The sequence below is a fragment of the Mesorhizobium sp. LjRoot246 genome (assembly GCF_964254115.1).
Lineage (GTDB): Bacteria > Pseudomonadota > Alphaproteobacteria > Rhizobiales > Rhizobiaceae > Mesorhizobium.
Genome location: NZ_CAXUSN020000001.1, coordinates 5,748,491 through 5,765,777 on the forward strand (window position 1 = coordinate 5,748,491; position 17,287 = coordinate 5,765,777).

The 17,287-nt window shown below is 61.7% G+C and carries 10 protein-coding genes and 2 pseudogenes; 10 read left to right on the top strand and 2 right to left on the bottom strand.

What is annotated here, in order from left to right:
* Window positions 1–38: 38 nt before the first annotated feature.
* Window positions 39–1,691, bottom strand: a complete 1,653-nt coding sequence (locus ACSQ3L_RS27925; RefSeq protein WP_436162836.1) for a ShlB/FhaC/HecB family hemolysin secretion/activation protein — start codon at window positions 1,689–1,691, stop codon at window positions 39–41.
* A gap of 244 nt (window positions 1,692–1,935) precedes the next feature.
* Here ACSQ3L_RS27925 and ACSQ3L_RS27930 point away from each other — a divergent pair, with 244 nt between their 5' ends.
* The 3 genes and pseudogenes from ACSQ3L_RS27930 (at window position 1,936) to ACSQ3L_RS27940 (ending at window position 5,810) form a co-directional block, all read left to right on the top strand.
* Window positions 1,936–2,895, top strand: coding sequence for a hypothetical protein (locus ACSQ3L_RS27930; RefSeq protein ID WP_436162837.1), 960 nt, complete (start codon window positions 1,936–1,938; stop codon window positions 2,893–2,895).
* Window positions 2,896–3,341: 446 nt separating this feature from the next.
* A protein-coding gene (locus ACSQ3L_RS27935; protein WP_436161484.1) for an IS630 family transposase occupies window positions 3,342–4,299 on the top strand; the annotation gives its coding sequence in 2 pieces (ribosomal slippage) (window positions 3,342–3,692 and window positions 3,694–4,299; 957 coding nt in all).
* Between the two features lie 555 nt (window positions 4,300–4,854).
* Window positions 4,855–5,810, top strand: a pseudogene (locus tag ACSQ3L_RS27940) (IS481 family transposase).
* 145 nt (window positions 5,811–5,955) lie between these two features.
* On the opposite strand, the gene selD reads toward ACSQ3L_RS27940, so the two are convergent.
* The gene (gene selD, locus ACSQ3L_RS27945) at window positions 5,956–7,032 is read right to left on the bottom strand and encodes a selenide, water dikinase SelD (RefSeq protein WP_436162838.1); all 1,077 of its coding nucleotides are present in this window, start codon (window positions 7,030–7,032) and stop codon (window positions 5,956–5,958) included.
* A gap of 451 nt (window positions 7,033–7,483) precedes the next feature.
* On the opposite strand from selD, the gene fdnG reads away from it, so the two are divergent.
* From fdnG to selB, 7 genes and pseudogenes are all read left to right on the top strand, one after another.
* Window positions 7,484–10,570: a formate dehydrogenase-N subunit alpha gene (gene fdnG, locus ACSQ3L_RS27950; protein ID WP_436162839.1), complete on the top strand. Its 3,087-nt coding sequence runs from the start codon at window positions 7,484–7,486 to the stop codon at window positions 10,568–10,570.
* Between the two features lie 12 nt (window positions 10,571–10,582).
* Window positions 10,583–11,533 carry a formate dehydrogenase subunit beta gene (gene fdxH / locus ACSQ3L_RS27955; protein WP_436162840.1) on the top strand — a complete coding sequence of 317 codons (951 nt, stop codon included), beginning with the start codon at window positions 10,583–10,585 and terminating at the stop codon, window positions 11,531–11,533.
* Window positions 11,520–12,218, top strand: a complete 699-nt coding sequence (locus tag ACSQ3L_RS27960) for a formate dehydrogenase subunit gamma (protein ID WP_436162841.1) — start codon at window positions 11,520–11,522, stop codon at window positions 12,216–12,218. The genes fdxH and ACSQ3L_RS27960 overlap by 14 nt, the downstream gene beginning before the upstream one ends.
* 110 nt (window positions 12,219–12,328) lie before the next feature.
* Window positions 12,329–13,246, top strand: coding sequence for a formate dehydrogenase accessory protein FdhE (fdhE, locus tag ACSQ3L_RS27965; RefSeq protein WP_436162842.1), 918 nt, complete (start codon window positions 12,329–12,331; stop codon window positions 13,244–13,246).
* 7 nt (window positions 13,247–13,253) lie between these two features.
* Window positions 13,254–14,672, top strand: a complete 1,419-nt coding sequence (gene selA / locus ACSQ3L_RS27970) for an L-seryl-tRNA(Sec) selenium transferase (protein WP_436162843.1) — start codon at window positions 13,254–13,256, stop codon at window positions 14,670–14,672.
* Window positions 14,659–15,447, top strand: coding sequence for a tetratricopeptide repeat protein (locus ACSQ3L_RS27975; protein ID WP_436162844.1), 789 nt, complete (start codon window positions 14,659–14,661; stop codon window positions 15,445–15,447). Before selA ends, ACSQ3L_RS27975 begins: the two co-directional genes overlap by 14 nt.
* Window positions 15,444–17,270, top strand: a pseudogene (selB, locus tag ACSQ3L_RS27980) (selenocysteine-specific translation elongation factor); the annotation flags it as partial. The gene ACSQ3L_RS27975 and the pseudogene selB, both read left to right, overlap by 4 nt.
* Window positions 17,271–17,287: the final 17 nt, after the last annotated feature.

A 17,287-nucleotide genomic window follows, 5' to 3' on the forward strand; every position in this document is an offset into this window, starting at 1 on the left:
GTTACGCGCTGGGAGATTTTTGAACGGAGGCCACACGGCTAAAACCGCACCCCGGCAGCAAGCCGGAACTGCGTGCTCTCGATGCCGAGCTTCGCTTCGTCCTTATAGGGCGTGGCGACATAGGCCATGAGGTTGAACCGGTTCCCGATCTCGGCGCGGAAGCCGGCACCAACGGAACCGAGCGAAGCGAACTCATAATCTCTGCCTGGCGGGTTCCAGACAGCTGCATAATCGACGAATCCGAACAGGCTGAGATCGTTCAGCCATTCCATTTGGGTGTCTATCTTTTGCCGGAGTTCGAACGCGGCGGCGATGCCATCGTCGCCGGTGATCGAGCCGCCGTCGAAGCCTCGGCCATAGGGATCGCCCCCGACATCGAAGCGAACCGCCGAAGGAAGCTCGGTCAAGCCGTACTGGCCTGTTATCTGCAGTTGTGCCGACAGCGATTCGGTGACGTTGTGCGAGAGCGTGCCTTCGCCGAACACGTAGGTGAAATCGGCGTTCTCGGTGTTCGAGCCGAGGCCGCCGATCCCTTGGCCCAGGCCAGCCTCGGCGACCACTGCGATACCGGCCACTGTCGTGTCGAAGGTTCCTGTGGCCGTCAGCCACCGATTGCTCGCCCTGACTGCAGGATCGCCGTTGACGTCAACTGCTACGTCCTTGGTGTTGATCGCGAAATTGACAAAGAGATTGTGGTCGATCGCGCGCACGAGCGCGTACCTCAAATATATCTTGCCGAACGTGGTCTCGACGTCGATGTCGTCATCGTCTTGCGGATTCGTCCACACATGGCCGACCTCGTACCCAGCGGCGAAGCCGGACGGCCCCAACGGAAAGAGCTGCCCGAACCGGAGGAATACCAGCTCCTCCGGGTCGACAGGATTGGTCACCGCGAGCGCCTCGCTGCCCTCCAACAATCCGAGAGTATCGTTGAAGCGCGCGATACCGGAAAGCTGCAGCGGCCCAGTGGCAGGAGTGCCCAAATTATCCAGGCGCGCGGCGAACCCGAACGGCTCGTAGTCGATCTTCAACACAAGCCTTCCCGCGCCCGGATCGTCCTCGATCTTGGAAAACTGAGCTTCCACCGTGACCCCCGGAATATCAGCAATCAGCAGCGCGTAGCGCTCGAGGCGGGAGACACGGACCGGCCGCATGGCCATCATGCGGTCGAAATACGGTTGCAGCTTTTCCTTCAGCTCTGGCCTGTTCGATTCGACCACGATGTCGAGGATATGCGCTTCGTAGAGGACGATCCGTATTTGGCCTTTGCTGAAATCCTGCTGTGGGACCAGAGCCGCCCCGAAGTAGTCGTGTTCGCGGTAGATGCGTTCGATACCGTCGACCACCGTTTTCAGATCGGCCAGAGAAATCTTACGCCCGATAAGGTCTTTCCAAAGTGGAGCGAAGATTGACGGGTCGAGCGTCATAGCTCCTTCGAGTTTGACGCCGCGGAGTTGGAAGCGGATGGCTTTGAGTTTCTCGACGGGCAAACCGGCAACTGGATTGGCAAACGTGATGCCAATGCTCGGAGCCCGCCGCGGCGGTGGCTCGAACTGCTCGATGATGGTGGTCTGATCTCTGGCGATATCGCCTGCATCTTGCGCTTCGGCGCGAGCAATCAGCATCCCGAACACGCTTGAGACGATCAAAACCAGCTCGATCGCCAGACGATACCGGTTGTGTCGATTCATCTTTGTGCCCCTCAACACCGACGCTCTGGCGACTAATTTTTCAGCGACCTTCCGGCCGATGGCAGGTTCATGAGCGCCGCGCGGGTGCCTGCGACACGTTTCTCGGGCCGCAGGCATTTATACCGAAAGTTGTATTCGCAAAAAAACGGTGCCTAGTGTATAGAATACTTTGTCTTTTCCTGGAAAACTGGCCCTGGAAATTCTGAACGACCTGGAGATCGGGCGATAAGGCAAGGAAATTGATGTGGCACGGGATATCGATCAGAAATTGCGAGCGACCGCGGCCCTGTTGGGTACCGTGACGGCCAAGGATCTCGCGACTGCGTTCCGTCGCGCTAACCCGGCGACTTCGTTCGATGTCGATCGCGCGCACAAGTGGATCCAAGGGCGTGCTCACCCGCGCGAGCTTCGGCTTTATGAGGACTGGGCAAAGGTCCTGGATCTTGGACATCCCGGAGCCTGGGTTGCCGAGTGCGATCTCGGCGACTTCATCGACGCTGTTTGTGCTCGACACAATTGCGACCGTGACACACTGGAGCGGCGGATCGAATCCTCGAGCCGTTCAGGCGCTGGACAGCACCAAGAACCGAGCTTGTCGCTCGAGGGGACCTACGCCTGCTACTCCCATGCCTGGTCGCCCTACTTTGGCGGTCAGCTTATCCGTGGGGAATTGTCGATCACGCGACCGCAGAGCCCGCAAAAGCTTCTCGTTTCCTATGCCGAGCGCTTGCCGACGAGCGGGCTGCGTCTGGAAGGTCCGTTCGTGATGTCGGGGCGGGCCATGCATCTCGATCTGCGCGAACCTGGCGGTGATGCCCGCTTCTTCTTCTGCCTCTTCTTGCCGACACCGCCGGTAAGCGTCCTGGCTGGCCTCATGTGCGGTGCGACGATCATCGATCCTGATGCACGGCCATCGGTTACCCGAATAGTGATGATCCGGCTTCCCGTGCCGAACATGCAGTTGCGCTCCGCAGTTGCCTACCTGCCGCCCGAGACGTCGGTTGCCGGCGACTTGGCGTCGCTGGGTCTGCGGATTCCGGATCCCATCGCTGTCGACGAAGGCATCGGTGCGTTTCTGAATAGTAGCGATGAAAGAGGGCTTGATCAAATCGACCCGCCTTCCTACAGAACGCTGGCTCACCTGTTCAATCCGATCTGGCTCGCCAGCGCAATCGCGACGCAGCAACGTGTCGGAAAGGCTTAGCGGCATGGCTGTGGCGCTTGGCTTCTGAAGCGCTCCTTATTTGCCAGTGTCCCCAGGGTCATTCACATCGCCAACACCACTGTTTGCCAAGTGTGCCGGAGCCTATTTAGGGCATGCGGCAATGCGATGAGCAGTGGGAGGCTGTCGAGCCAGAGTATTTTGAGCGACAATCCCACAGGTTGAAAATCAGATGCGCGCTCTCAGACGGCCTATTTCGAACGCTTCGACAATGTCTGGTGTCATGGCGACTTCGCCGAATGGACGGCGCATGGCGGCAAGATCATCCACGGCCGTTCCGACGTAACGCTCAATCCGGGCGGCGTCATCCGTGGGCGATTTTCTTTATACATTTCAAAACGTTGACCTAGAGCGTCGGGCGAATTGGGTGAATCGATGTGATTCCCTTTTTGGTGGAACTGTGATTCCCTTGGGCACGGAGGTGCTTCATGGGAAAAATAACTTCGGCTGATTTGCGACTTCGGATGGTGCGGGGCATTGCAGCTGGTAAGTCGCGGCGAGCGGTGGCGGCTCAATTTGAGGTGGCTCCGTCAACGGCGGTGCGGGTGCAAGCGCGGTATGCTGCGACCGGTTCACTGGCGCCGGCGCGGCAGGGCCGCCCGGCCGGCTCTGGCAAGCTGGGGCCGTTGCGGCAGGTCATTTTGGATAAGGTGCATGCCAAACCGGACATCACGATGCCGGACCTTGGCGCCTGGCTCGAGGCTGAGCACGGGGTGAAGGTGGACCCTTCGAACCTGTCGAAGTTTCTGTGCCGGGAAGGGCTTACCTATAAAAAAAGCGCTGCTGGCGTCGGAGCAAGAACGCCCCGACGTGAAGCAAGCCAGGCGTGACTGGCGCGAGCGCCGCCAGCCGCTGATGCGATGTCAACCGGCGCGGCTGGTCTTCATCGACGAAACCAGCGTCAAGACCAACATGACGCCGTTGCGTGGCCGCGCCCCTCGCGGCGAAAGGCTGCGGGCCGACGCGCCTTTCGGCAAATGGCAAACCCAGACCTTCATCGCCGGATTGCGCTGCCATGAACTCGTGTCGCCCTGGATCATCGAAGGAGCCATGGACGGCGCGGCTTTCGATGCCTATGTCGAGACCCAGCTTGCACCAAGCCTGAGCCGTGGCGACATCGTCATCCTCGACAATCTCAACGTTCACAAAAGTCCGCGCGCCGCACAGGCCCTGGCCGAGCGCGGCGCGTGGTTCCTGTTCCTGCCCAGATACTCCCCAGACCTCAATCCCATCGAGATGGCCTTCGCCAAGCTCAAGACACTGCTGCGCAAAGCCAAAGCGCGAAACTATGACGATCTCTGGCGCGCCATCGGCAATATCTGTGATCAGTTCAGCCCAACCGAATGTTGGAACTTTCTCAAAGAGGCCAGCTATGTTGCATGTTAATCGCCCGACGCTCTAAAAAAGTACCGTCAGGCTCGAAAATCCGTGACGGTACTTTTCTCGGACGTTGAGCCTGATATGAAAAGTACCGTCAAATTGAGCGCTGCCCTCGAGCGAGCGCCCAATTTGCCTGCAGCCAAAAAAATCAATGACTTAGACGGTCAATGGCTTCAATTGATGATGTAGATCCGATGGTGAATGAGATAGACCGCGAAACGTTTCTTTTTCTGCGAAAAACTACGCCGAAGCACTCCAGACTACGCTAACCCCCTACTCCCACTCGATTGTTTTAAACCCAGTTAGATCATTGATCTAGCTGGGTTTTTTCTTGCTTGCAGCGTCAAAAGCCGACTCTCGGACCGTCAAAATCTTACGGTGTTGATTTTAAATGGAAAATCACCAAAAAAATATTTTTGAGGTTTCGCCTACTATCGGAGTCAGTCGGCCGATTTTTTCTCTCGCGGCGTCCGCTAGCTGTGAGCTTTCAGAAGGTTGTCCATTCGGACCGGACCGAGGAGACTGGAGTTACCAGGCTTCAGCACTCGTCGGAGGGTCCGAATGAACATCCATAAGAATGCCCGTCTCACGCCGCTGCGTCGAGAGGAGATGGCGCTGGCGGTGATAGAAGGCGGTTTTTCCAAAGCCAATGCGGCGCGGACGTATGGTGTGTCGGCGAAGATCGTGGCGCGCTGGGTCGAGCGCTACAAGGCCCAGGGCAGCAAAGGCATGGCCGACCGTTCGTCGCGGCCCACCGTCATGGCGAGCATGACCGAACAGGCCGTGGCCGAGCGCATCGTCGCCTTGCGCCGCCAGCGGCTGACCGGCAAGCACATAGCCATGGAGGTCGGCGTGTCGCCCGCCACCGTCAGCCGGGTTCTCAAGCGTGCTGGACTGTCGCGGCTCAGAGACATCGAGCCGGCCGAACCGGTCCGACGCTACGAACGCGAGCATCCCGGCGACATGATCCACATCGACATCAAGAAGCTCGGGCGATTTGAACGGGTTGGCCACCGCATCACCGGCGATCGCACCGGCCAGTCCAACAGTCGCGGCGTGGGCTGGGAGTTCGTTCATGTCTGCATCGACGACGCTTCGCGCGTCGCCTTCTCGCAAATACTGCCCGACGAGCGCAAGGAAAGCGCCATCGCCTTCCTCAAGGCAGCGGTGGCCTATTATGCCAGCCTTGGTATCTCAGTCGCGCGCGTCATGACCGACAACGGCTCCTGCTACAGATCGAAAGCCTTCGCCAGGACCTGCCGCGAGCTTGGCCTCAAACATATCCGCACAAAGCCCTATACGCCGAAGACCAATGGCAAGGCAGAGCGCTTCATTCAGACCGCGCTCAGGGAATGGCCTACGCCATTGCCTACCCGACCTCCGATCATCGTGCCGGAGAACTTCCCGTCTGGCTGCACCGATACAATTGGCATCGACCGCACGGCAGCCTAAAGTCCAAAACACCAATCAGCCGCCTCGGCCTAACCGAGGACAACCTGTTGAGGTTCCACAGCTAGCGCACGCGACTCCATCTCAAAAAGTACCGTCAGCGTAGCCTATCACACCTCGCCAGAGCGAGCCATCCACCGCAGCGAAACCGCAAACCAACAGAAGCGTCCTGCATTGCAACCTGGGCTGGGCCGAACCCTACGCTTTTCGTGGTCACGCATTGATGACTATGGAGGCCGAGCCAGGTTCGACGTGGCCCACCAGTCTGGCCGATGGGTAACCTGCCGCGATAATCTTGTCGACGAGTGCCGCGGCGCTGTCAGCCTCGCAGGCAACCAGCAACCCGCCCGAAGTCTGTGGATCGGTAAGAAGATGGCGTCGCCACTCCGGCATATCCGGCGGCAGGAGAACTGCATCGCCATAGCACGACCAGTTGCGCCGCGAGGCGCCGGTGACGAAACCGCGCTCCGCGAGCACTGCCGCTTCCTCAAAGACGGGAACGTCGTGGTCGCAGATGACGAACGTGCAGCCGGAGCCGCGCGCCATCTCAAGGGCATGCCCGATCAGGCCGAACCCTGTCACGTCGGTGATTGCGTGGACGCACGCATCCCGCGCGAGGTCCGAACCGACCCGGTTGAGAAGGGTTGTCGAAGCGATCATCTCTTCGTAGCCGCCGGGCGACAACGCCTGCTTTTTGATGGCCGCGGAATAGATTCCGACGCCTAGCCCCTTCGTCAGGATCAAGGCATCTCCGGGCCTGGCGCTGGAATTGCGCCGCACGTCCTCCGGCCGGCATGTGCCGATTACGGCGAGGCCATAGATCGGCTCAAGTGAATCGATGGAATGGCCCCCAGCAACCGGGATACCGGCTGTGGCACAAATGGCTCGGCCGCCCCTCAGAATTTCCCGCACTATAGGAACCGGAATCTTGTCGAGCGGCATGCCCAGGATCGCCAAAGCCATGATCGGTCGGCCACCCATCGCATAAACATCAGAGATCGCGTTCGTAGCCGCGATCCGTCCGAAGTCATAAGGATCGTCCACCATCGGCATGAAGAAATCGGTGGTCGCAATCACGCATGTGGCCTCGTCGATCTGCCAAACCGCGGCGTCATCGCCTGTCTCCGTGCCTACGAGGAGCTCCCGGAAGGGATTGGCTTCGGCCTGGTTGTCAAGAAGCCGCTGCAGGACGGACGGCGCCAGCTTGCAGCCGCAGCCGCCGCCGTGGGCAAGGCTGGTCAGGCGCACGACCGGCGTTCCGGCAGGATCAGTCGCGACGGCGGTTGTCATGGTAAAGCCTCCTTGATCGGCGCCGAACAAACGCACCGATCCCAGCGGGCCAGCGATCGTTCGGTTGCAATCGGACGTGACAAGAGATCGGACGCATCGGCAACGGCACTGACCGTCCAATGATGCGTCGCGCGAGCCGTAAAACGGGATACATCTACCGCGCCGGAGCGCATGGCATCGCTACCGTCGGCAGTCGTTCGAAAGGCGCCCCGGCACGCGGGAGCCATTTTCAGCACCACACTGCACTGTAGGGTCAGCTCGCGACGAGCGTCAATCGCATTCCGGGGTAGACGCGAAACGCAGGTGCAGGGCAATAAACCGCCGCGATTGTGGTGCGCCACACAACCTCCTTTGTCGACTTTGTTTGACATTGGTTCGATTCGGTTCAAAATAGCTCCGTTATCCTAGGTTGCGGATGCCCGACGGGCATCGACTTCGGGAGGACATTTCAATGGATGTAGAACTCTCACGGCGCGCGTTCCTGCAGGCGGCAGGCGCGGGTCTCGCCGGCACGACGATCGGAGCCCTCGGCTTCGGCGACATCGAGGCCGCACACGCGGCGGCCATACGGCCCTTCAAGCTCGCGAACACCACCGAAACACGCAACACCTGTCCATACTGCTCTGTGGCTTGCGGCGTAATCTTGTATTCGAAGGGCGATCTCAGAAAGGGCGAGCCGGCCGAGATCACCCATATCGAGGGTGACACCGACCATCCGACCAATCGCGGCACCTTATGCCCCAAGGGGTCGGCCCTGCTCGGATTTGTAAAGTCGCCGACCCGTCTACAACATCCGATGATCCGCAAACCGGGCTCGGACAAGTTCGAACCGATAAGCTGGGAAGACGCGCTCGACCGCATCGCCCGCCTGATGAAGGACGATCGCGACAAGAACTTCGTCGCGACGAACAATGACGGCGTGACGGTCAACCGGTGGATTACCACCGGCTTCCTCGCCGCCTCAGCTTCAACCAATGAAACCGCGTTCGCGACCTACAAGGTGGTCCGCAGCGCTGGCATGCTGGTGTTCGACAACCAGGCACGTGTCTGACACGGCCCGACGGTGGCGAGTCTCGCCCCAACATTCGGCCGCGGCGCAATGACCAATTCCTGGACCGACATCAAGAACACGGATCTCGTCGTCATCATGGGCGGCAATGCCGCCGAAGCGCATCCTTGCGGCTTCAAATGGGTCACGGAGGCGAAGGCCAACCGCGGCGCCAAGCTCATCGTCATCGACCCGCGCTTCACGCGCTCGGCTTCTGTGTCGGATCTTTACGCGCCGATCCGCCAGGGAACGGACATCGCCTTCCTGCTCGGGCTGATCAACTACTGCGTCCAGAACGACAAGGTGCAATGGGACTATGTGAAGGCCTTCACCAACGCGACCTATGTCGTCAAGGAGGGCTTCACCTATCAGGACGGCCTCTTCTCCGGCTACAACGAGGTGAAGCGGGACTATGACAAGTCCAGTTGGGACTATGACATAGGCACGGACGGCTTTGCCGTTGTCGACGAGACGCTGGCCAATCCCCGCTGCGTCTGGAACCTGCTCAAGAAGCATGTCGCGGTCTACACACCGGAGATGGTCGAGCGTATCTGCGGCACACCGAAGGACCGGTTCCTGAAGGTGGCCGCGATGGTCGCGGAATGCTCGTCGCCGACCAAGGCGATGACCTCGATGTACGCGCTCGGCTGGACCCAGCACTCGAAGGGCTCGCAGAACATCCGCGCCATGGCGATGCTGCAGCTTGTTCTCGGCAATATCGGCATACGCGGCGGGGGCATGAACGCGCTTCGCGGCCACTCCAACATCCAGGGGCTGACCGACATCGGGCTGATGTCGAACCTGCTGCCGGGCTACCTGACGCTGCCGACGCAGAAGGAGCCGGATCTTGCCACCTACATGTCGACGCGCGGTTTCAAGCCGCTCCGGCCGAACCAGATGAGCTACTGGCAGAACTACAAGAAGTTCTTCGTAAGCTTCCAGAAGTCGATGTGGGGCGACGCGGCAACGCCGGAGAATGACTTCGCCTATGACTACCTGCCGAAGCTAGACCTGCCGGGTTACGATCTGCTGCGTACTTTCGAGCTGATGCACCAGGGCAAGATGAATGGCTATTTCTGCCAGGGCTTCAACCCGCTACAGGCAGCTCCGAACAAGAAGAAGGTGACTGAGTCCCTCTCGAAGCTCAAATTCCTCGTCATCATGGATCCGCTGGATACGGAGACTGGTCGGTTTTGGGAGAACCACGGGCCATACAACGACGTCGATCCGTCGCAGATTCAGACGGAAGTCTACCAACTGCCCTCCACCTGCTTCGCCGAGGACGACGGCTCGCTGGTCAATTCGGGGCGCTGGCTGCAGTGGCATTGGGCCGGCGGCACGCCCCCCGGCGAGGCCAAGCGCGACACCTGGATCATGGCGCAGCTCTTTCTGCGCCTGAAGGAGCTCTGCACCAAGGAAGGCGGCGCCTTCGCCGATCCGATCGTCAAGCTCAGTTGGCCTTATGCAGATCCGGGGGATCCGAAGGCCGAGGAACTTGCCCAGGAGATCAACGGCAGGGCGCTCGCTAGGGTGACCGACGCGGCCGACCCGACAAAGGTGCTGGCCGAGGCCGGAAAGCTCTTGCCGGGCTTCGCCGCACTGCGCGACGACGGCTCCACCTCCTGCGGCTGCTGGATCTATTCCGGCTGCTTCAACGAAAATGGCAACAACATGGCCAGGCGGGACACGACCGATCCTGACGAAACCGGCGCCTATTCCAAATGGGCGTTCTCATGGCCCGCCAACCGCCGCATTCTCTACAACAGGGCGTCAGCTGACCTCACCGGCAAGGCTTGGGATCCAAGCCGCAAGGTGATCGAGTGGGACGGCACGAAATGGTCGGGCTACGATGTCCCCGACATCTTGCCAACGGCAAAGCCCGATCAAGTGGGCCCGTTCATCATGAATCCGGAAGGCGTCTCGCGCCTCTTTACCCGGGGCATGATGCGCGACGGACCATTCCCGGCGCATTACGAGCCGTTCGAGTCGCCCATCGCGAACCCGATAGCTCCCAAAGTCCGCGGCAACCCCGCGGCGCGGGTGTTCGAAGGCGATCTGGCTCAGTTCGCCGAAGCGGGTTCGCAGGAGTTCCCCTACGCGGCGACCTCCTATCGCTTGACCGAGCATTTCCACTTCTGGACCAAGCACGTCATCGCCAATGCGGCGATCCAGCCGGAGTTCTTCGTGGAGATCTCGGAACAGCTTGCGGCCGAGAAGGGCATCGCCAAGGGCGGCTGGGTACGGGTCTGGTCGAAGCGCGGCTCGATTACGGCGAAGGCGGTGGTGACCAAGCGGATCAGGCCGCTCACCTGCGACGGCAAGACCGTTCACATCGTCGGAATACCGCTGCACTGGGGCTTCACCGGAGCGGCGAGGAAAGGCTTTGGCCCGAACATGCTCACCCCCTATGTCGGCGACGCCAACATCGAGACGCCCGAATACAAGGCGTTCCTTGTCAACATCGAGCCCATCGCCGGGCCGGTAGCGTAGGAGGCGCAAGCGATGTTTCCTCCACTTCCAAATCCTTCGACGACGGATACCGCACCGCGTTTTTCCGACAAGGACCTCATCCGCCGCTCGGCCTCGACGGTCCCCGCGCCCGAGCAGCAATTGACGAAAGTCGCCAAGCTCATCGATGTTTCGAAATGCATCGGCTGCAAGGCGTGCCAGACGGCCTGCATCGAGTGGAACGACACGCATCCTGAGATCGGCTTCAATGCCGGCGTCTATGAGAATCCTCCCGATCTGACGCCGGACATGTTCACTCTGATGCGCTTCAGCGAATGGGACAATCCCGAGACGAACGAACTCGAATGGCTGATCCGCAAGGATGGCTGTATGCACTGCGCTGACCCTGGCTGCCTCAAGGCTTGTCCGGCGCCAGGCGCCATAGTGCAGTATTCGAACGGCATCGTCGATTTCGTCCATGAGAACTGCATCGGCTGCGGGTACTGCATCAAGGGTTGCCCGTTCAACATTCCGCGCATCTCCAAAGTCGATCACACGGCCTACAAATGCACGCTCTGCTCCGACCGCGTCGCTGTCGGCCAGGGACCAGCCTGTGCCAAGGCCTGCCCGACCCAGGCGATCGTGTTCGGCACGAAAGACGAGATGAAACAGCACGCCGACGGCCGTATCAAGGACTTGAAATCGCGCGGCTATTCGAATGCCGGCCTTTACGATCCGCCCGGCGTCGGAGGGACACATGTGATGTATGTGCTGCACCATGCCGACCAGCCGGAACTCTATTCTGGTCTGCCGAAGGAGCCGAAGATCAGTCCGCTCGTGGAGGCGTGGAAGGGCGTGACCAAATATGCCGGCCTCACCATTCTCGGCGTGGCGGCCGGCGTCGGCCTGCTTCACCATCTGGTCATGGGACCGAACAGGGTCTCCGAGACGGACGAGGAGCATGCCGAAGAACTGACGGAAGGCGACAACGATGGCCGGGTATGACGTAAAGCCGAACGAGCAGGTACATCCCGGCAAGCCAGTCACCGTGGACCGCTACACGGTGGGCGCGCGGATCAACCACTGGATTACCGCAGCCAGCCTGATCCTGCTCGCCTTGTCCGGCCTTGCCATGTTTCACCCGAGCCTGTTCTTCCTGTCGGGGCTGTTTGGCGGCGGCCAGTTCACGCGCTTCATCCACCCATGGATCGGCGTCTTGCTGTTCTTCAGCTTCCTTGGGCTTTTCCTTCGCTTCTGGAAGGCCAATTTGTGGAGGCGCGAGGACAGAACGTGGCTCGCCCGTATCCGTGACGTCTTGACCAATCACGAGGACAACGTCCCTGAAGTCGGCAAGTACAATGCCGGCCAGAAGCTCGTCTTCTGGTCAATGTCGATCCTCATCGTCATCCTGATTTCGAGCGGCATCGTCATCTGGCAACAATATTTCGCCGCCTACACCACGATCGGCCAGCAGCGGGTGGCGCTGCTTGTTCATTCGATCGCTGCGGTGGCAATCATCGGCGTTTGGATTATCCATTTCTACTCGGCCATCTGGGTGCGCGGCACCATTCCCGCCATGACGCGCGGACGGGTAACTGGCGGCTGGGCCTGGCGGCACCATCGCAAATGGCTGCGGGAACTCGTCACGATGAAATCGAGTGAAGGATCGGGATCGAAGCCCGCCAAGTAGGGCGGTATTGGCGGGATGACTTTCGATCATCGCGCCCTAGATTTATTTGCGCACGATCTTTGTCTGCTGATCCGGCAACCACGTGGCCCGTGCGGTTCGTGAGGTTTTGAATGCCCAAACAGATCATTCCGGCCGGTTCCGATCCCACCGCCATCGGCGAAGTCTCCGCCCCTCCCTTTGCCTGCCTCCCCGAGTCTGAACGTCTGTTTTCTCGCCGCGCGCAGCGGCTGAACACCCTGGCGGCAAGCCATGAACTTGGTCCCTATCTTCGCTTTCTTGCCGCTCTCGCCGAGGCCCAGCATGGCGTCCAGGCGGGCTTGCGGGAGCCGGAGTTGCCGAATACGGAAGCACGTGAGCGTGCGCGTACTTTCGGAATGCCGCCACTGGATCGCGGGAGGCTCGCGCCGAACGTCATTGTCGAGACGCTCGACAGGCTGATCAGCGCGGCGTCGGCGATCGAGAAGCCGGCCACGGCGGCTGATGCGCTTGGCCGGCTGAAGCAGGCTGCACCGGCAAAGCGCGATGGCATGGTGCGCAACGTTCTCGCTGATGCGATCCCGATGGATGCCCTCGCCGAGCATGTCTATGTCGCGACCGCGCTGCAGGTCCACTTCGCCCGCATAGCCGCCCGCCTCGACGCCTCTGCGCTAGTCCCGGTAGGCGATGGAGCATGTCCGGTCTGCGGCGGCCCGCCGGTTTCATCGATCATCGTTGGCTGGCAGGGCGCCCACGGGGCGCGGTTCTGCGTATGCTCGCTTTGCGGGACGTGGTGGAACTATGTCCGCATAAAATGCACGCTGTGTGGCTCGACCAAGGGTATCGGCTACCAGGAAATCGACGGCGGGCCAGGCACGATAAAGGCCGAGACCTGCGATTCATGCGGCTGCTATGTGAAAATCCTGCATCAGCATAAGGATCCCGCTCTCGACCCCGTTGCCGACGACGTGGCTACGCTCGGCCTCGATCTACTCGTCCGCGAAGGCGGCTATCGCCGTGGATCATTCAACCCGTTCCTGATTGGCTATTGAGGATGCGATGACCGGTGTGTCCGCAAGCCGCCTGCGCAATCTCCCCTCGGTCGATCGGGCGCTGAATACGCCGCTTGGCGCGGCGACGGCCCAGCGTTTCGGCCAACAGGCTGCAGCGCACGCCATCCGCGAAGCACTCGCCGAAGCCCGGGCCGTTTGCCGCACCGGAGCCAGGATGCCGGAAGCCGGCGATCTTGCCGCCAAAGCCCTCGCGCGGCTCGAAGAAGGAGCACGCACTTCCCTACGCCGGGTCTTCAACCTGACCGGGACGGTACTGCACACCAATCTCGGACGAGCCCTCCTCGCGAAAGACGCGGTCGAGGCTGTTCGGCTGGCGATGTGCGAAGCGGTGGCGCTCGAATTCGACGTCGAGAAAGGCGAGCGCGGCGAACGGGACGATCATCTTCGATCGCTCGTTTGCGAGCTGACCGGAGCCGAGGACGCAACCATCGTCAACAACAATGCGGCTGCCGTTCTTCTCGTACTCAACACGCTCGCGCTCGGTCGCGAGGCGATCGTGTCGCGTGGTGAGCTGATCGAGATCGGCGGCTCATTCCGAATGCCAGACATCATGGCCCGCGCCGGCGCAAAACTTGTTGAAGTCGGCACCACCAACCGCACGCATCCCAGGGACTATCTCGCAGCCATCGGTCCTGCAACTGGCCTCGTGCTGAAAGTACACACGTCAAACTACCGCATCGAAGGGTTCACAGCTGAGGTTTCGGCTCGCGAACTTGCCTCGATCGCGAAGGAGCGTGGCGTGCCTCTCGTGCACGATCTCGGCTCTGGCACGCTCGTCGATCTCGCCCGTTACGGTCTCAGGCACGAGCCCACCATACGCGAGGCGGTCGCCGACGGCGCTGATCTCGTTACCTTCTCGGGTGACAAGCTGTTGGGAGGCCCGCAAGCGGGCTTCATCATCGGCAGACAGGATCTGCTCGCCGAGATCAGCCGGAATCCGATGAAGCGGGCGCTGCGGGTCGACAAGCTTCGGCTCGCCGCGCTTCAGGCAACGCTGAAGCTCTATCGGAATCCCGATCGTCTGGCGGAGCGGTTGCCGACGCTGAGGTTCCTGGCGCGCGCGGTCGCCGACATCGCCGCCCAGGCGGAGCGCCTCGTTCCCGCGTTAGCCAAAGCCTTAGGCGACGCGTTCGCAGTCGACGCCGTGGAGTGCTTCAGCCAGGTCGGATCTGGCGCGCTACCGCTCGACACCTTGCCGAGCGCCGGACTTGCACTGCGTCCCCGATCAGGGAGTGGCCAGGCATTGGACGCGCTTGCGGCCGAACTGCGGGCGCTGCCCGTCCCGGTAATCGGGCGCATCGATAATGGGGCGCTCGTGCTTGACCTGCGCTGTCTCGAGGACGAAGCCGGCTTCATGCCCAATCTGGCGAACCTCTCATCGGGAGGCGTCGATGCGATGGCTTGATCGTGCCGCGCGCGGGCCGGCCCATATGCCGGTGGCTGAACGACTGGCCGCAGGTCTGGAAGCCGCCAAGCGGGGCGACTTTGCGACGGCTCTCGATATCTGGGAGCCTCTGGCCCGGTCCGGTGTGGCCCGCGCACAGAACAATATCGGGGCCTGCTTCGCTGAGGGGCTCGGCGTCGAGCAGGATCGCAACCTCGCCGTCCGTTGGCTGGCGCTCTCCGCAAATTCCGGCGATGCCGTCGGGCAACGGAACCTGGCATCGCTTTATTTCCGCGGCAAGGGCGTCGAGCAGGACTACCGCCGCGCGGCCGGGCTCTATCGGGCGGCAGCCGAACAGGGCGACGGGCCGGCACAGGATATGCTTAGTTGGATGCTGGTCGAGGGTGAAGTGATAGAGCCTGACATTGCCGAAGCGCGGCGCTGGGCAGTTGCCGCCGCCGGTCAGGGGATCGCATCGGCTATGACTCGCCTAGGCATGCTTTACCACGAAGCGCTCGGCGTACCGCGCGATCCTGCCGAAGCGGCCCGGTGGTGGCGCAGCGCCGCCTTGCGTGGGGATCCGGACGGTCAGGCCATGCTCGGCGCCGCCTACCATCTGGGGACCGGGGTGCCGGCCGACGCGGTCGAAGCCTATGCGTGGCTCTTGCGTGCACGAGAAGGCGGTAGCCCTCTTGCGGGTCGGTATATACGAGCTGCACGCACTGTCTTGGGTGCGATGGAAATTGCTGAGGCAGAGCGCCGCGCTGCGGCGGCCCTGCCGGAGATCACGCCATGATCGTGGGTACGGCGGGACATGTCGACCACGGCAAGACGGCGCTTGTGCATGCCTTGACCGGCGTCGACACCGACCGGCTCAAGGAAGAAAAGGCGCGCGGCATGACGATCGATCTCGGCTTCGCCTATCTTCCGGCGCCGGGCGGGGACATCGTCGGCTTCATCGACGTGCCCGGACACGAGCGCTTCGTGCACACGATGCTCGCCGGTGCAAGCGGTATCGACTTCGTGCTGTTTGTCGTGGCTGCCGACGACGGCGTCATGCCGCAGACGCGGGAGCACCTCGCCATCCTGGATCTGCTCGGCGTCAGACGCGGTCTGATCGTGCTCTCGAAGTCCGACTTGGCCGCATCCGAGCGCCGTGCTGCCGTTGTCGCGGACATCCGCGCCGCGCTCGCGGACACCGCTCTCGCCGAGGCCGAACTGGTTCCGGCCTCAATCGTCACAGGCGAAGGCATCGACGATCTCCGACGCCAACTGTTCGAGGAGGCGGGCCGATTTGCCAGGCGCGCGGCTTCGGGCCGCTTCAGATTGGCGGCGGATCGCTGCTTCACGCTGCACGGTATCGGCTCTGTCGTGACCGGTACCGTCCTTTCAGGTTCGGTCGGCATCGGCGACAGAGTTGCGGTGAGCCCATCAGGGCTGGAAGCGCGAGTACGCTCGATTCACGCCCAGAACCGGGCCGCCGAACGCGGCCATGCTGGTGACCGCTGCGCGCTCAACCTAACGGGCGAAAACATCCACAGGGCAGCAATCCGCCGCGGTGACGTCGTCCTCGATCCAGAACTTCATGCACCCACGGATCGGATCGACGCCGGGCTGCGTGTTTTGCCGGGAGAGCTCAAGCCGATCGGTCAATGGTTTCCGGTGCGGCTCCATCATGCTGCCGCCGAGGTCGGAGCCAGAATCGTGCTTCTCGGCGATGACGCGATCGCACCCGGCGGCGTTGCCAAGGTTCAATTGGTTCTGGAGAGCCCGATCGCGGCCGCAGCAGGCGACGCCTACGTGGTGCGAGACACCTCGGCGCAACGGACCATCGGCGGCGGGCGCTTCATTGATTTGAGGGCGCCGAGCCGCAGGCGCCGTGCCCCTGAGCGGTTGGCCAGGCTCGAAGCATATGCGATCCCCTCCCCCGAGCAGGCCGTCGCAGCGCTTCTCGAGGCTCCGCCCCGCTACCTGGACCTTGGCGCGTTCGCGCGTGACAGGGCGCTTGGCGCCGGCGAGACTGCACGTCTGATCGAGCGTCTCGGCCTGGTCAACATTCCCGCCGATCGGACACATCTCGCAGTATCGTCAACATGCTGGGCACGGTTCAAGCGCGACTTGACCGCGACCTTGGAGACCTTTCACGCCAGCAATCCGGATGTGCCGGGCATTGCAACGGAAAGGCTGCGCCTTCAGCTCGATCCGCGTCTCCCGGCTCCCGCATTCGCCGCCGTTCTGCGCGGCCTGGCTCGAAGCGGCGAGCTTGACCTTGACGGCGCCTGGGTGCGGCTTCCGGGCCACGAGGTCCATCTCGCGCCCAGGGAGGAGGCTCTCTGGATGCAGATCAAGCCGCTGATAAGTGGTTTCGAGCGATTCCATCCGCCGCGGGTGCGCGATATCGCCGGCACGTTGGCCAGACCGGAAACGGAAATCCGCCGGCTTCTGAAGCTCACGTGCCGCATTGGGAAAGTGCATGAGATCGCGCACGATCACTTTTTCCTGCGCTCGGCGCTGGCCGAGATCGTCGAAATCGCCCATGATCTAGCCGCCGAGCCTGATGGGCAGTTCAGCGCTGCCCGGTTTCGCGACCGCGCGGGTTGCGGGCGCAAGGTCGCCATTAACATTCTCGAATTTCT

Bases quoted from the DNA above. Each gene is read 5' to 3' on its own strand.
- ACSQ3L_RS27925 (WP_436162836.1), bottom strand. From the start codon at position 1,691: ATGAATCGACACAACCGGTATCGTCTGGCGATCGAGCTGGTTTTGATC.
- fdxH (WP_436162840.1), top strand. From the start codon at position 10,583: ATGTTTCCTCCACTTCCAAATCCTTCGACGACGGATACCGCACCGCGT.
- ACSQ3L_RS27975 (WP_436162844.1), top strand. From the start codon at position 14,659: ATGCGATGGCTTGATCGTGCCGCGCGCGGGCCGGCCCATATGCCGGTG.
- selA (WP_436162843.1), top strand. From the start codon at position 13,254: ATGACCGGTGTGTCCGCAAGCCGCCTGCGCAATCTCCCCTCGGTCGAT.
- ACSQ3L_RS27960 (WP_436162841.1), top strand. From the start codon at position 11,520: ATGGCCGGGTATGACGTAAAGCCGAACGAGCAGGTACATCCCGGCAAG.
- selD (WP_436162838.1), bottom strand. From the start codon at position 7,032: ATGACAACCGCCGTCGCGACTGATCCTGCCGGAACGCCGGTCGTGCGC.
- fdhE (WP_436162842.1), top strand. From the start codon at position 12,329: ATGCCCAAACAGATCATTCCGGCCGGTTCCGATCCCACCGCCATCGGC.